We start from the raw sequence: 15,813 nt of genomic DNA, 5'->3' as shown, positions 1-15,813 counted from the left end.
ATTGATTGGGCTTCACACCCCATTTGGTTATATGCTGTGATAACGTCACGAGATCAATTTTTAAATTAGTTTTGCTTTTTACCTTTTTTAGAGATACCAAATGCCAAACCAAGACTAGCTAACCCAGCCATTGCACTTAACAACACACCGCCGTGACTTTCATTAGCGTTGGTATGTGGCAAAATGCTTGCCGTTTCAACTGCCTTTGGCGTTTCTGGTGTGGCTGTCTTTTCAACCTTTGGTGTCTTCTTAATGTTGTAATAATGCACCTCAACCTTTTGTGGTTGTGGCTTATCAGCATTTGGCATATCCGCAACAGTTACCTTTTTAACACTGGCAACTGGTACAGCAGGTTCTTGTCCCTTTTCAGGTGCCACAACTTGTACATGATGAACCGTTGCTTTTGGTGCCGTAGGCTTCACTGGATCATGTTCATAAGTAGGTGCCTTTGGCGCTACGTTAGTATTCTTAATTTGCGTTGAAACTTGACCATGCGTGTTCCAGATCCAGTTATCATCAACAACCAATACCTGTGTCAATGGACTAGTCTCATTTGGTGAGATTTTGAATGTTTTGTTAATTTGCGCAGTCTTATTGATTGTTTTTGAGAATGTCGTATTGCCGTCATGGTAAACCGAAAATAGTTCGTTGCCGTCATTGTCATAGACGTGGAAATTGATATTTTGGTTAACCGCTTGGTTTTGATAAGCATTGGTATACGTATATGAATACAATTCAATTGATGAAATCGTCACGGTTTCTGTGCCGTCACCATTTGAAACAATCTTCCAATTGATTTTACCTTTCAAAACACCATGACCAATGATGTGTACACCGTCGTTCATATCGTGTTCCAGCGTAAACTCACCTGTTGTTTGGTCAACAGTGGCATTCATAAAGGTTTGATATTGACCAGATGAAGCATCAGTTTGCGTTTGGGCTGTCATACTTGTCGTATGGTTAGTCCCATTCATATAATCTTCAAGTGCTTTTTCATAGGCTGCTTTTTTATCAGCATTTGCCTTATCAACCGCTGCCTTTTGTGCTTCATAGTCAGCCACTTGCTTTTGATATTCAGCCGTCAATTTAGCCAATGTTTCAGCATCGGCTTTTTCACTTGCCACACCACTAGCTACTGCTTTGTTGTACAAATCAAGGTTATAAGCCATTGCATCTAATAAATCTTGACCCTCTAAGCCAGTCAAATCCTTGTACTTTGGCGAAACTTTTGAAACTTCAACACTAACATCAAGTCCAGCATTTTTGCTTGCTTCAACTTGCTTATCAAGGTCTGATGTCGCATTGTTCAAATCTGATTGTCCTTTTTCAACCGCTTCATCACGGTCTGCATTAGCTTTGGCGTAATCAGCTTGCTTTTGTTGGTATTCAGCAGTTAAATTAGCCAATGTTTCAGTATCAGCTTTTTCACTTGCCACACCGTCTGCGATTGCTTGTTTATACAGATTAATGTTATAAGCCATTGCGTCTAACAAATCTTGACCCTCAAGTCCTGACAAATCTTTGTATTCAGGTGAAGATTGTGCAACTTCAACGTTAACTGTGATACCAGCTTTTTCAGTGGTTTCAACTTGCTTATCAAGGTCTGATGTGGCATTGTCCAAATCAGCTTGACCTTGCTTAGTGGCATCTGTTTGTTCAGTAGTTGCCGTTTGATAAGCCTGATCGTTTGCTTGTTGTTTTGCCGTGGCATCTTTAACAGCTTGGTCTTGCTTATTCAAATCAGATAAGACTTCATTTGTCTTTGATGAAGCGTTGTCATCATTGATTGTGACATCAGTTGTCTTACCAGTTGTGATATCAACACCAGCATCAGATGCAGTTTTAGCATCATCTTTGACTGTATCTTGTGCCTTATCGATTGCATCTTTTGCTTGGTCTTGTGTGACACTAGTACCAGCCTTTGTTGGTACTGTGCTTTTTTCAGCAGTTGATGAAACAGTTGCAGTTTTAGTGGCATCATCAGTTGTCGCCTTGTCCGTAGCCGTATCAGTATCAGTTGATGAAGCAGTTAATTGCACTTGCTTGTCATTTTGCGTGGCATCAGTCGTTTGAACAGCTTGTGCATCAGTGTTTGAAACAGTATCAGCACTGACTTGTGTAGTGTTAGCACTCACAGCAACACCAGCTACTGCAACCGCCCCGACAACCCAGAGCTTACCAGATTTGTACAACTTATATTTTTTTACATTTTCCATAATTTTCTAAATAAAAAGACTACATATTAGGTAGCCTTTCTTTCCCTTCCTTATAAAGTATTTCTAACACAATCGTTTAGTTTCAAAAAAAAAGCCTCCGAATGGAAACTTCTCATTTTCACAGAGTAATGTCTGTAAATTCTATTCAATTACTGAAATCTTTTTTAACACTGATTTTGGTATTTTATTTTGTTTAATGGCAGTTGGACCATATACAACTCTAGTGTTCGATACTTCCGCTTCCAAAAATTCGCCTGGTTTAAATGGTGTAACATTTTCTCCTGATAGTTCAAAAGCAACCCTTTTTTTAGTACCATCAGCGGTCACAAATTCAAAATGATACTGATAACTGTATGATCCTTTAATCACCTTTCCCGTGTCGTCTTTTGTTTCTTCACGATTAGGAACTTTTAGGGGCACCCTAGTATATGCCTTGGACGCTGCATAGGTGTTGTCATAATAATTTCTGACCTGAATTGCTAGACCAATCACTAAACTTAATGTCAATAGACTTGCAATGATTAAACTTACTTTTTTCATTTTATTTTTACTCCTGTATTCTAAGAGATAAATATGGGCAATATATTAATAATCACAATGACTAGCATAAAAGCTATGTGAAATTTTTTGTGATTAGAAAGAATTGCTATATATTCACGAATTAATGCATTAGGCAAAAAATATTTACTTGTTTTAGAGCCTATACCATCGATATTCAAGCCAACTAAATGTGCAAAACCCGCTGCTCTAAACACATGGTAATCATTTGTTGCAAAAATCCCTTTTTGTAAATCAAATCCATTTTCTTCAACCACTTGTTTAGAAAAAAGCATATTTTGATAAGTATTCTTTGACTGATTTTCTACTAGAATATCAGATTCTGGCACCCCATGATGAATTGCATATTCTCTCATAGCTTCAGCTTCGGCCAACAATTCATCTCGCCCTTGGCCACCTGACATAATTAATTTCATAGGCATTTTATTTTTCTTGAATTGTTGATTTTTAAAGTTGGCAGCAACCATAATTCTTGAGCCGAGCAATGGTGAAACCGTATCACCGTTAATCAATCCGGATCCTAAAATAATAGCATATTCTTTATTAAACTTTGGACGAACTACTTTTGTAATCATATAAGATGCAAGAAATGTCAAAACCCAGAAAAGTAAATAATTTTGGAAGCTGTATGAAACATTCTCCAAAAAATCAATAATTTTGTTGTTTGGAATATATCGATTCAACAAACTAAAGACAATTGGAATTAGCAGCAGTAAAACGCCAATAATTAAAGTGAGCATGTTTCCAATTGAATGACTTTCACGCCGCCAAACTATGATACCATTCCATATAAACAAGAATGCGCTTAAAAATGTCAATAAAAAAATGGGTATGAAAATTAATACCAACGCAGCTAAATAGACATAGGTCAACACTTTGTTATTGATCTGGAGCACAATAATGGAAAGTGAGACAAAATAACTAAAAATGGTTGCAATGGTTGCCATACCACACAGAAGTCTATAACGGTTTCTCTTGATTAGAAGAAAAGTTATTGCCGACATCACAGCTGATGCGGCAATAAAAAATATAGAATAACTAAAATAGTTATCAAAAATATTGCCCATGATAAATGAATCCCCTCTCTTACTTAACTTCAATTGTAGCATGAAAGAGGTTTTTACAAAAAAAGCAGAAACTATTTCTCAAAATTTCTTAAAATTTTTGATGACAAGAGTTTAGTGAGTCTGTTTATTAACTTTTTTTGTGTGATTGATTACATGTAACCCCCTAAAGGTTCTTTGAATGATAATAAATAAAAAGGTCAAAACACTGGCAACTATCATAGCGACATGTAGTGATTGACCCAAACTCATAAAGAGTAAAAATATAGGGATCATAGACCCAACATAGACGAGCCAAACTCCAAACATAAAGCTAAAATAAATCATTTTCTGTGCCATTGTAACAACTAAAAAAAGACCGATTGTTTAATCAGCCTTTAACCTTTCTATTATATTGTTTAGCTATTAACCTTTTGCTTTGTCGGCTTGGTTGTAGCTTTTCTGACCTGAATTAGTTGATAACTTTTGACTTATGGAAGAATAACAAGTTCTCTCAAAATAAAGGACAAAAGTTTATCTTTAAATACTATTCAAAAGTATTTAAAAAATTATCAAATAGACCATACACATATTTAGGTTGATCTATCATAACGTTGTGTCCGGCAGATGCCAGTAACGTTATATTTGATTTTTCATTACTTATAAATTTATTCAGCTGTTGCTTATACCCTACTACATGATCGTGTCTGCCCAAAACTAATTGAATTTTTGTATTTGGTCCCAGATTTTGTAATTTTTCTTCAAATGATATGGTGTAACTATTCTCTTGAAGACGTTTTAAAAAGTTGGCATCAGCCTTATTTAGCCCAGGTAAAATAAGATCTTGGTACGCCGCCCATCGTGATTGGCTAATTAAGACATTCATAGACTCAAAGTCATCGTAAAATGTTTCATTTTCAGAATGATGTACTTTGCCAATAAATTCATTTTTATGTCTTTCTACTAAGCGTAATTCTTTATCAGCAATAGCCGCAGGACAAGTTAAGAATAAACCGTTAACTTGATTCTGATAATGATAAGCAATTGCTTGTGCCAAGTAGCCACCATATGAATGCCCGTATATGATAAATTCTTGTGTTCCAACTACATAATCAATAAAACTTAAAAGCTTTTTAAAAATAGCGTCAGTGGTCGCTTCAGGTGTGGGTAATGAATTTCCCATTCCTGGAAGGTCTACATAAATACGTTGGAATTCGGCAAGGCTATTATCTTTTTCAAAAAAATTTTTAGTTGAACGCTTATTTAAAAATAAGCCATGCAAAAATATAATTGGTATACCGTTCCCAATAATTTGATATTCTATATTCTCAAATATTTTTGTTTCCATTGATTTCTTACCCGCTTTTCAATAAAATTATAATTCATAAATAGTTTATGGGTTAACAGATTAAACTGCAATCACTTTAAACGGAACTGAATTTAGTATAAGAATTCTTAACTTTTGAACGTTAAAAATAGATCATATATAGAAAACCAAAATCGCATTCTTTAGAAACCAGAATCCTCTAAGAATTTTTAGATATTTTAATGTAGACATAGCGTATTTACTTATGCTATTTTTAAATGCTCATAAAACTACTCACTTTTAAGTTTGCTAGCTTGATTAGCAGTTGTCTTATTTTGATTTGATGTTGGTTTTTCTGTTGCCTTTTCATCAAGTGCAACTAACGTGTCAGCATACACCGTCCAATCTGTGGCATCATTACCAGCAAATGCAAACTTCAAACCTTGTGGTACTAACTTGTCCCCCGGCTTCAAACCAGCTTGCAAGCGTTCACTTTCTGCTGGGTCAACCAAAATACGGACAATGTTATCATCATTGCCAACATCCCCTGATTTGCTTTGTTGGATAAAGTTGAACTGATAATTTGAAATGATTGGTTCATCGTAATCATCACGAGCAACTTCACCACGATTGTCGGTTTTATAATTAGGTGTAACCCTAAACAAAACTAAATCATGACTATCAAACGCATCAGCACTGCGTACACGTCCGTGCGGTGTTTTGTCTTTACCTGATACGAATACAGCATCATATTCTTCTTCTGGCAAAGTGTCTGTTTTAGCATCAGACATAGGTAACAAAGTACCTGTCTTAGTGGCAACACGAGCGCCATTTCTTTGATTACTGCGAGCAGTACCAGCAATAATTTTTGCATCGATCAGTTTTAGTGGTGTGCCAAAAGCCGTACTAAAATCAAAGCCAGCCTGTGGTGTGACATTTTCAGTATTCAGTGTATTATTCACATTTAACATTGCCACTGCCACATCAGCATTGGCACCAACTAAATTGCGCCCAGCAAATGTGAGCTTTCCGATACTTTTTCCTTGTAGTGATAAACTACCAAACTTATTAACCATAATTTAATTTCCTACTTTCTTTTTTAATTGAAAATGAAAAAAGCAAAAACAATTTTGTTGCTGTTTTTGCTTTTTTCATATATTTATTTTTAAAACTTAAATCTTGTAACGTATTATTGAGAAAGATCAGACTTATTCTTCATATCCATTTTTCAAAAAATTAGTTAACGTAATCCGGTTTTTTTGTCCAATAAAAGTACTTTTAAATCTCTCCTTTGAGGAAATTTTCTTGGGAGGAATTATTTTTTCAAAGTCACCTCTACCATTTTGGGGTATCAATAATGATTGATAATAATTTCCTAACATATCTTGATATTGCACAATAAAAAGGTCATAACTAACCGACAATGGTAATAAATTGATACTTTTGTACTCATCACTTTTTAAAGTTCCTAAGCTCTCTTCCAAAGTCAAATCTGCAAATTGATATGGACTAATCTTAATTTTTTTCTTTATAAAATTAGGAAGATTTTTGTACATATGCTTATACAAGAAAGACTCATGAGTTATATCTAAAAAGGATCTAAAAATATTTATGTTTACAGCGGTATTTGAACCTACGTTTTCGACCAATTGAAATTTTTTGGCAATGTCTTCTGCATTTTCACGAATATTTGTATCTTGTATTTTGAATATCAATAACGGCTGTCGCGATATCCTAATTTGTTCTGTTACATTTTTACTTGCAACCCAAATCGCTATAACACTAACAATTATAGTAATTGTGGCTGGTGTTATAACAAAAGTCAAAATTTCCCACAAGTGAATCAAAATATTAACCATACTTATTTCCTTATTATAAAATTATCTAAGATATATCGTAGCACATGTCCTAATGAATATAGAATTTATAAATTGATGATCATATTTTGTAGAAATCCTATGCATTTAATAAATCATATTTTCTCTATTTCAGTATTTGATATATTGACTATATTCAGAATTGCCATGGCGATATCAGCATCTGTACAAATAATTACGCCCATCAAATGTGAGCTTTCCGATACTTCTTTTTTTTAGTGATAAACTACTAAATTTGTTAACTTTTTTCTCCTTGGTTTTACAATCGATAATAATTTTCAAATAAAAAAAGTCAATCAGCTACTTTTTTCATAATATTTGACTAAATTTTCTTCATCTAATTCGGTTCTATTGATTCCCGTTTTATAAGTTTTTTGGCATTATACAATGAATAATATGAAAACCTTCTTTCTAGAGATACCTTATTTTTTAATTTTTGGAACCATCTATATAATCTTGCAAACTCCGTTGCTTTGTAATATCAAGAAGATAAACATTTGAATAAGTTTTTGCATCCAAAACAATTCCAAAATCACTGATATTATATAAAAAAAAATCTGGTTTTTTACCCCTAAATGTTTTCTAACTAATCCCATGTATCTCTTCACTATTTTTTTGTTTCAAACGAAGGTACATAAGTTCTATTTTTTGGTTTTATCGGATTTTTGTCTTAGATATTCAATTATCCCAAGCTTGTCCCATTGTATGTTAGACCGATTATTAGATATAAATAGACTTTTTATTTTTTTATTTATTTCCAAATTTCCTTTTACTAACCACAACTTTGAAATAGGTAACCACCATTTTGATTGCGATACTTTTTGCCAATTGTTGATATGTTTTATTATTTGATCTTGTATTTTCTTATTGGCTCGCAAGCTCTTGTTTTTTAATAAGACAGATAAAACGATTACACTAGGATTTTCTCCAACAATTTTTAGGTATTTGTTAACCACTCTATACGTTTCATAAGCGTTTCCACAATTAGCTAAAGCATAAAAATACCAAGATTCTAAATCAGTATCAGAATAATTAGCAACGATAAACTCTATTTCGGAAAAAAGTATATTCCAAACTTGGTTTCTATATTTAGATGCCAAAACATTGCAAATTTCATTCAATAATTTAAATATTTGCATAGCGATTATTGGAGAAACATATGCTGTTTTTATTAAAAATTCAATTAAAGAAATAATTAAAGAGTTATCTCTAATCGTTATCTGCTTATCTTGAATTTTTTTAGTAAATATAGTCAAAATAGACTTTGTTGTTGGTAAATCTTGTTCATGTATTGATTGTGACAACACCTCCCGAAATACTAAGTAATCATCAAAAGAAAGTCGAACATTTTTACCACGTGTTATTGTCAAAATTTTAGGATAGTTTTCCAAATAGGCTTGTTTGTGTTGTTCGAATCCTTTATAGAGCTGAATTTTATTTTCATTAAAAGATAATTCATGTTGCCTAAATATTTTGATCAGAATGTTCTTAATTAATTCTAAGTCTTTTACATTTCTTCCGAAAAATCGATAGTCATCAACATATCTTGTGAAGCTAACATCTAAATGTAAATCTGTAATTGCTTTTTCTATCTTTTGATCTAATGATAACTGTAACAGCTCGGCAGATATTTTTGATGATATAGGCCCCTGAATTATGCTTTTTGTATGATTATTATTGATTTTTTGGTTGTAATCGTCTAACCACTTTAAATAAGTTGAAAATACTACTATATTTGCTTTTGAGCTGAGCATTTCAGGTTTAATTTGAGCAATTAGGTGTGTGTAGATATTTTCAAAGTATTTACTTATATCTAAATGTAAAATATAAGGGTAAGTAGCTTCTAGTCTATACCGTTGTAACTTACTTTCTTTAAAAAATTTATTTTGATTGCTGTAACCTATAAAACCGACTGGTATCATATTTGTTTCATCAGTATCTTCATATAAATTTTTTTCAATTTCTTCATACAACACACTTGAAAAAAAACCATCTCGACCAATTATTGGTGACTCGGAGTGCTTGGTTATGCCCTCGAGTCTGTTTTCTTCACTGTACATATGATTGAATGTTGATTGTGCAACAAGTAAATTGTTGTATGCAAACATAACTGAGTGTTTAATGTTTGGTATGGCCATCGGGCGCCATGACTCATCAATTTTTATGGTATAAAACGTAATTTCTTCTGTCGCCCAGTTATGACCAAAAATATTTTCAGGTGACTTAACTCCTTTGGCAAATTCAATTAGTAGATTTGTTTTTGAGTCAACTTTGAACAAGTTCTCTTTTGGATGCCGAGCTAACTCTTCAATTAATGCTGATGAAGATTCAACAGTTATTATTTGGTCAAGCAATGGTGGTAATTGTGTTGCAAACATTCCGTCTAAAAGTATATAGGCATCGTCAACTTCGTGTCCTGACAAGTTTTCATTGTCAAATATTTTACTACCAGGAATAGGATTAGGTTCTTCCCAAAGAGTTTCATTCTTAAATACATCAACGAGTTCATTTATTTTTAATATAGTTGTTTGATCAACTTTATCAACAAAACGGTCACATATTTTGTCATCTTGAAGTAACTTTGTAATTAGTTCTGGTGTGTAGAGGTTTAGATCGCTAATTATTTTTCCCCTATCCCAGTCTCCAACAACAGTCCGATATTTACCTCCAAATTGATTTAAAATATATTTTAGATTTTTTATAGTATCTGGTACAGCTGACATTATTGTTCCTTACAAATGATTTATTACTATCCATAGTTAGAGTTGTCGTAATTATATCACGTAATAATCGATTAATTGAACTATATGGAACTTTTCAACGCGTTTTTGATTGTTATATAAAAAATATTTTATTTCGGACTTTAAAAGTAAGAATATGGAGGTAAACTGGAGCAATTAGAAGTCAATTTAAATCATTAGAAAAAAGATTATTTTTTTGAAATTATAGTTTCACCTATAAGTCTTAGTTAACCATTTATATGCAGGTCAAGTTAAGACTAACTTTTGATGCTAACGAAAATAATTTTAAAATAAGTCAGAATCCACAGACTTATTCAAAAATTTCAACTCATTTTTATTTAATTATTCTATTTCATTTTTATATTATTTGATTATGAAAATCAAGTACTCACTATAACTTTGAAATGATCAAGGATGTCCTTAATTGTCAGTTCAAACACAAAAATAAAATAATTGTATTATATGGTACAATCAATAATTTAGCACGCTATGCAACAAAATAAAATACATTGACTATATCTCTGTGCGTGTATAGTCTCTCACACTTTTTTTGTTTTCACGACTCAAAACCTTCGGTATAACATACTTGCCAAAGTATGCACACATCGCATCGGCACTGAGATTTTTTCTAACGGAGCAACAAATTACGTTGATTTTCGTAACTGTCCTAGACTGTTCTCTCTACACTCTTTTAGAGGCTCCGGGTTAGCTAATCAAAAGCCAACCATGATTGCTATAATCCACAAAATACTTTACAATTATCTTATTGAAGATTAGTTAAGCAAATTTGATTTTTTTAATAAGGTCGTGGGGACATTATTCTATAGTAATCAATTTTTATATCTAGTTTTCAAGGTACATATTCGACTAGCCAATGGCTGGTCTTTTTTTTGTGCTTTTTTATTCTTTAGGTTTTCTTAATTAAATAAGCCATTTTGACAAAAATATAAGCACAAGGTGTGTTACAGAAGTATTTCAACTCCCATATCAAACCTTATGCTTATTATTCTACAGACTCCGGTCAACCCCTAAAGTAACAAATAATCTAAAAAATTGATTTTATTTTGGCTAATCCGTTGTCGCTGTTGTGATAGCGGATTTGTTTACAATCTGATTACAAAGACTGTTTTTGTGCTATTTGTGGTTTTGCGTTTCTAAATTTCAACTACCATAATTTATTTTTGATGTTTAAAGTTGGTCGCATATTTAGTTTTTGCATTGTCATTTTGACTTTTTTAAGCCAATCAAGCACTTAATTCGTGTTTATCTGGTTATTATTATACGCAAAAACGCAGTCCAAAGCTATTGACTTTGAACTGTCTTAACAATTAGCGATATTTAGCATCTATTGATGATTAAGCTGCCATGATTCGCTTAGTAAAGACTTTTTCAGGTGTTTTGAACCTGAGTACATTTCTAGGACGATCATTGATGTCCTGAATGGCGTTTTGAAGCTTACGTTGGGTAATCTTAGTAAAGTCATAACCAGCAGGAAATACACGCCGTAATTCACGATTCATGCGTTCATTTGTACCACGTTGACCTGGTGACTGTGGATCAGCGTAATATAATTTTTTCCCATATGTATCTTCAATGCTATAAATAAATAAACTACTCGTGAATTCTGTTCCGCGGTCACACGTGATACTGTCACAAACGTTCTCAAACCTTGACATAAAGGTATCTATGGCTGTTTTGACATCTTCTGAATTCTTACTTTTTGCTTTGACACCAACCATAAAACGTGTTTTTCTCTCTACAAATGTGATCACGAAAGATTGGGAATCTTGAGGACTCATCACCCCATCAATTTCCCAATGACCAAATGTTGAGCGATTATTGATGACTTCTGGACGGTTGTGAATTGAACGCGTTTCAATCATCATCCGTTTATGTTCTGGATTAACTGGTTTTGCCCTAAGATGCCTACGTCTTTTGCCTTTAAGCGGTAAATCATTTAATGTCGCACTCAGGTTGCGATTAAGTATCCAGTTATAGATTGTTCGTGTGCAAACCCCAATTCGTGGCACACCATGTGCAATTTGTTCTGGCGACCAATGTTTCTTTTTGAGATAGTAATCTATCTTTTCGCGCTTTTTAGGTGTAATTTTAGGCTGTGAACGATGCGCCTTTGATTGGTAATACTCAGCACGTCTAGTCGCTTGCACAGGTTCGTATGTATGGCGCAATATTTTCTTTTTGCCACGCCAAGTCATGACACGGGCATTACGCTGCAATTCATGTGTAATGGTAGCCCGAGGTCGGTTTAGCTTTCGAGCAATTTCGGCATTTGATTTACCGTCATCGATCATATTTTTTATAGTGACACGTTCACTAAAATCTAAACGAGCGTATTTGGAATTAGGATTTTTCTTAGTCATGTGGCAATTATTCCTTCTCTCAATAAGACTATAAAATTGACATTCGGTCAATAGTTAAAATGTTAAGAAAAACAAAAGTGAACAACTGCGCAAATATTTTTTTAACAAGGTTTTAAGACGTAGATAATGTATATATGTTAGTGTATATAACACTAGTATACCGGCTAACATATGGATGTATATATACATCTATATACTTGTGTATATAATGGCTAACATAAACGTATGTATGTTTGCCTTATATGTATATTTATATTAGCCATTAGACTGATATTGACCTTGATAATAGACTTGCTTTAACTAAAAATAATGGTTTATTTTCTCATATTATGGCGCTAATCAATTTACCTAATCGCCGTCAATTTTCTACGTCTATCTGGCTAGACAAGTGCGCTTGTTTATATAAACACACAAAAAAGCCATCAATGGATGGCTTTATTTGCGCAGTAAATCTGGCGTAAAGATTCACTGTTTAACTTAGGAAAGATGTTCTGAAAAGCCATGCAACAACAGTAAAGTATATGAAGTGAGATATGATAATTTCTTGCAGGTTAACTGTAATAATTCTGAAAGCAAACTACTGATATTGCATGTCAAGACCTCTTCTGAACCTCTTAAATATACCACTTTGTGAAGAACAAAACAATGTATATTGTTCATTATTTTATCGCTTGATAAGGATAAAACAAAAAAACAATGCCCTTAGGCACTGTTAAAAGTTGTTATTTGTGGAACCACTTCTTGATTGGCTTGCGGAATCCAAAGGCGGCGCCTGCTAGTGCAATCGCTGCAATCGCCCCATATAACCAACCCTTTGGCGCTTCACCATAACTTGTATTAGGCGTTGATGGTGTATCTGGCTTTGGTGTATCAGGCGTAATTGGATTCTTCACTGTTTCAGTATCAAAATCCTGACCAAAGTCATTTTGAACCGCAGTGTTTGTCACTGTCCCTGTGGCATCCTTTTTAACCACTGGATTAAACGTGATGGTCAATTCATGCCCTGCATGATTAGTCAAAAATTCTTGCACGCTCTTGGCTTTCAATGTCCACTTACCGTTCTTGATATCCCAATCTTGTTGGAGTTCATCCATCACTGACTTTTGTGTTTTAGCATCAATGACAGTGAAATCCTTTTTAGTTTGATCAGTAATATCTAGCTTAGTCTCATCATAATCATCCATGAATGACAAGCCTTTAGCTAAAGTATCCTTATCCACGTCAATAGCTTCTAAACCTTTCAAATCCCACGTTAACTTATAATGCAAAGTTTCACCTGGTTTCACATTTTGACCATTGTTGTCCTTACCACTATCATCTGTTTCTGACTTGTGTGGCTCTGGCGTTGTGTATAATTCGCTGAGCTTGTAACTAGCCTTGACCGTTTCCTTTGTTGGTGGTGTTGGCTTAACAGGTGGTGTCACCACATTTAGAGCCGCAGAGGAACCAAATAGATTATATTGTGTTCCCAAAGCCTTCCAGGCATTAACCAAGCCACCCTTTTCGGTAATAACATTGCTTGCCGTCGTATCTGCTTTGCTGGCATTCTTAGTGTATTCATCAAAGAAGTTATACGTGAAGCTTGAACCAGTTCCTACTAAACCGACCGTTCCAAGCGGTGTGTCGTTAAAACCATCCAAACCAGCAGCACTTGTCGTATAAGTGCCAAACAATCCAGAAGGGGCATTCTTGTCAATCTCTAGACCATTGTCTTTGGGACTCAATTGCGTGACATTACCATAGTCAGTCTGCATACCTTGTAAGACATCAACGTCACCAATGGCGAATGCGGTTACCAAATTGGCCGCTTTACCATCAGAGTATTCATAATTGATTTTAGTCTTGACCCCATCGGTATTAAGATATTCAAAACGGACAGAATCATTAGTTTGACCATCCATATCTTGCTTACCAACGGCTAGGTAATGTGAATCAGAGCTGGTACTTTTAACCGTATTGGTAAATGTAATGATCGCGTTGATTTTTTTACCTGTAATCTTATCAGTCCCAACATTTTCAATCTTGAACTGTTGTCCCTTATTGAAATCCTTAATTAGGTACATATCCTTTGAAGGGGCATTAAAGTTTGTGCTGTCAGTATTCAAAACTTGTGTTTTACCAATTGCAGTGACCTTACTATCTTTGTTCCAACCTAAATCAGAAACAGATGCAAAGTCTTTGACCTTTGAACCATCAACGACAACATCAAAGTTTTTGTAGTAATCCAGTGAGCCTTTACCAGCTTCATTATAGTCACCGTAGACCTTAATACCATTCTTGTCAGCGATTGGCGTATCATCTTTATGTTTAGCAATTTCTGCCTCATAGGCGGCTTCATCTTTGTTATACTGAGCTAAATCTTTTTGATACTGCGCCTCTTTGGTAGCGTAGTCAGTGTTAGCGGTGGTCTGCTTTTTAGTAGCAGCTTCAAGCGTTGAAACCTGTGTCTTGTAGCTATCAGTTATTTTTGTTTTAGCGGATGCGACTTCGCTAGATTTAACTGTTTGTGTATCAGTCTTTTCTTGTGTTAAATCTACTCCAGCAGCTTTGGCATCAGCGATAGCTTTTTGCAAAGCCGCGTCATCAATTTTCACTTTTGTACCAGTCGTCGATACCTTAACTGGCGTTGGTGTGTCTGTGGCATGTGCAATGATTGGTGAAGCCATTGGAATCATAATCGTGGCAATGGCTGCGCCTTCAAAAATACGATTGCGTAGTTTGTGTTTAATGTTATGTGACATAATAAATATTCTCTCTTCCGATTTTTGGAGGGTGGTGATTTGCCACCCCCCTATAATTAAATTAGTTTTATTGCAATTGCTGCTTTAAGCTGCTGTCCAGGGAATTAATTGATTGTTGACCAACTAATTCACCAGTCAGTACGATTCGCTTTTTAGCGGTGAAATTTGTGTAGTGACTCGCTTTAACTTGCTGCCAAAATTCCTGATCTTCCAAACAAGCAATCAATTTAACCTTTGGTTTGCCTGTGTTCTCAACAGCTAATTCTTGATTCATCACGCCCACAGCGATACCATAATCTAATTTGGTGGCTTTATAACGGTAAACTGTATGGCCATCAGAGAGGTAAATATCTTTCCCGATGATGGTTTTTTCAGTCATGTTTTGTAGCGCACTAAACTTGGTAGGATGGTATGGCCACACGGCATTATAATCACCCATATTGTGAGCAAATATTGGCACTAATCCAGTTCCAAACTTTAGGTTGGGTGCATTCATGCCCGCACCAATGGCTAAGACGTGGTTACTAGTGCCTTCATAGATTGGCTCACTAATGCTAAAACTTGGCACAGCCACATGTCCACGTAGTATTTCAGCTTGATTGCTTTGAGCTAGTTTCAACATATCTTCTTTGCTAGATAAACCGCCAGTCCCTGAGTAATCAGGTTTGACACTTTTCTGTGCCGCCACTTGTTTGACTTGACTTGCTTTGACAACAGGTTGTTTTTTTGCTTTAGCAACAGCCTTATGACTTGCTTTTTTCACACTTTGAGCTGTTTGCCACTGCGTATGGTTACCGTAAATCACAGCGCCAGTGACAATTAAGATGCCAATCATGGCTAATAACAGTGTTTTTAGAATTGGATGGTGTCTTTTCAAACGATGAAAATTTGGACGTCTAGGATGCGCAGTCGTGCGACGGCGCTTGACCTGTTCAATGTTGATTGCCATA

The 15,813-nt window shown here is 34.6% G+C and carries 10 protein-coding genes; all 10 read right to left on the bottom strand.

Annotated elements, in window-relative coordinates; genetic code table 11:
- Positions 1 to 65: 65 nt before the first annotated feature.
- The 10 genes from RHP64_RS05485 to RHP64_RS05440 all read right to left on the bottom strand — a co-directional run bounded on the left by RHP64_RS05485 (position 66) and on the right by RHP64_RS05440 (position 15,812).
- Entirely contained in the window at positions 66 to 2,216 is a 2,151-nt protein-coding gene (locus RHP64_RS05485) for a KxYKxGKxW signal peptide domain-containing protein (protein ID WP_150288694.1), read from the bottom strand.
- Positions 2,217 to 2,357: 141 nt separating this feature from the next.
- Positions 2,358 to 2,756, bottom strand: a complete 399-nt coding sequence (locus RHP64_RS05480; protein ID WP_150288695.1) for a DUF1093 domain-containing protein — start codon at positions 2,754 to 2,756, stop codon at positions 2,358 to 2,360.
- 20 nt (positions 2,757 to 2,776) lie between these two features.
- Positions 2,777 to 3,841, bottom strand: coding sequence for a YdcF family protein (locus RHP64_RS05475; protein ID WP_150288696.1), 1,065 nt, complete (start codon positions 3,839 to 3,841; stop codon positions 2,777 to 2,779).
- Between the two features lie 523 nt (positions 3,842 to 4,364).
- Positions 4,365 to 5,165 carry an alpha/beta fold hydrolase gene (locus tag RHP64_RS05470; protein WP_150288698.1) on the bottom strand — a complete coding sequence of 267 codons (801 nt, stop codon included), beginning with the start codon at positions 5,163 to 5,165 and terminating at the stop codon, positions 4,365 to 4,367.
- Positions 5,166 to 5,413: 248 nt separating this feature from the next.
- Positions 5,414 to 6,199, bottom strand: a complete 786-nt coding sequence (locus RHP64_RS05465; protein ID WP_150288699.1) for a hypothetical protein — start codon at positions 6,197 to 6,199, stop codon at positions 5,414 to 5,416.
- 132 nt (positions 6,200 to 6,331) lie between these two features.
- Positions 6,332 to 6,982: a hypothetical protein gene (locus RHP64_RS05460; protein WP_150288700.1), complete on the bottom strand. Its 651-nt coding sequence runs from the start codon at positions 6,980 to 6,982 to the stop codon at positions 6,332 to 6,334.
- A gap of 659 nt (positions 6,983 to 7,641) precedes the next feature.
- Positions 7,642 to 9,723, bottom strand: a complete 2,082-nt coding sequence (locus tag RHP64_RS05455; RefSeq protein WP_160215172.1) for an RNA-directed DNA polymerase — start codon at positions 9,721 to 9,723, stop codon at positions 7,642 to 7,644.
- 1,373 nt (positions 9,724 to 11,096) lie between these two features.
- Positions 11,097 to 12,122 carry an IS30 family transposase gene (locus tag RHP64_RS05450; protein WP_160215173.1) on the bottom strand — a complete coding sequence of 342 codons (1,026 nt, stop codon included), beginning with the start codon at positions 12,120 to 12,122 and terminating at the stop codon, positions 11,097 to 11,099.
- 722 nt (positions 12,123 to 12,844) lie between these two features.
- Entirely contained in the window at positions 12,845 to 14,863 is a 2,019-nt protein-coding gene (locus RHP64_RS05445) for an SspB-related isopeptide-forming adhesin (protein WP_160215174.1), read from the bottom strand.
- A gap of 67 nt (positions 14,864 to 14,930) precedes the next feature.
- Positions 14,931 to 15,812, bottom strand: a complete 882-nt coding sequence (locus RHP64_RS05440; protein WP_160215175.1) for a sortase family protein — start codon at positions 15,810 to 15,812, stop codon at positions 14,931 to 14,933.
- Between the last annotated feature and the right edge of the window lies 1 nt (position 15,813).

The organism is Leuconostoc sp. XM4 (genome assembly GCF_055698815.1).
Note: the sequence above shows the minus strand (reverse complement) of the source record. Positions and strands in the feature narration are given on the sequence as shown.

Coding starts and splice junctions, on each gene's coding strand:
- RHP64_RS05485 (WP_150288694.1), bottom strand. CDS start 2,216: ATGGAAAATGTAAAAAAATATAAGTTGTACAAATCTGGTAAGCTCTGG.
- RHP64_RS05480 (WP_150288695.1), bottom strand. CDS start 2,756: ATGAAAAAAGTAAGTTTAATCATTGCAAGTCTATTGACATTAAGTTTA.
- RHP64_RS05475 (WP_150288696.1), bottom strand. CDS start 3,841: ATGGGCAATATTTTTGATAACTATTTTAGTTATTCTATATTTTTTATT.
- RHP64_RS05470 (WP_150288698.1), bottom strand. CDS start 5,165: ATGGAAACAAAAATATTTGAGAATATAGAATATCAAATTATTGGGAAC.
- RHP64_RS05465 (WP_150288699.1), bottom strand. CDS start 6,199: ATGGTTAATAAGTTTGGTAGTTTATCACTACAAGGAAAAAGTATCGGA.
- RHP64_RS05460 (WP_150288700.1), bottom strand. CDS start 6,982: ATGGTTAATATTTTGATTCACTTGTGGGAAATTTTGACTTTTGTTATA.
- RHP64_RS05455 (WP_160215172.1), bottom strand. CDS start 9,723: ATGTCAGCTGTACCAGATACTATAAAAAATCTAAAATATATTTTAAAT.
- RHP64_RS05450 (WP_160215173.1), bottom strand. CDS start 12,122: ATGACTAAGAAAAATCCTAATTCCAAATACGCTCGTTTAGATTTTAGT.
- RHP64_RS05445 (WP_160215174.1), bottom strand. CDS start 14,863: ATGTCACATAACATTAAACACAAACTACGCAATCGTATTTTTGAAGGC.
- RHP64_RS05440 (WP_160215175.1), bottom strand. CDS start 15,812: ATGGCAATCAACATTGAACAGGTCAAGCGCCGTCGCACGACTGCGCAT.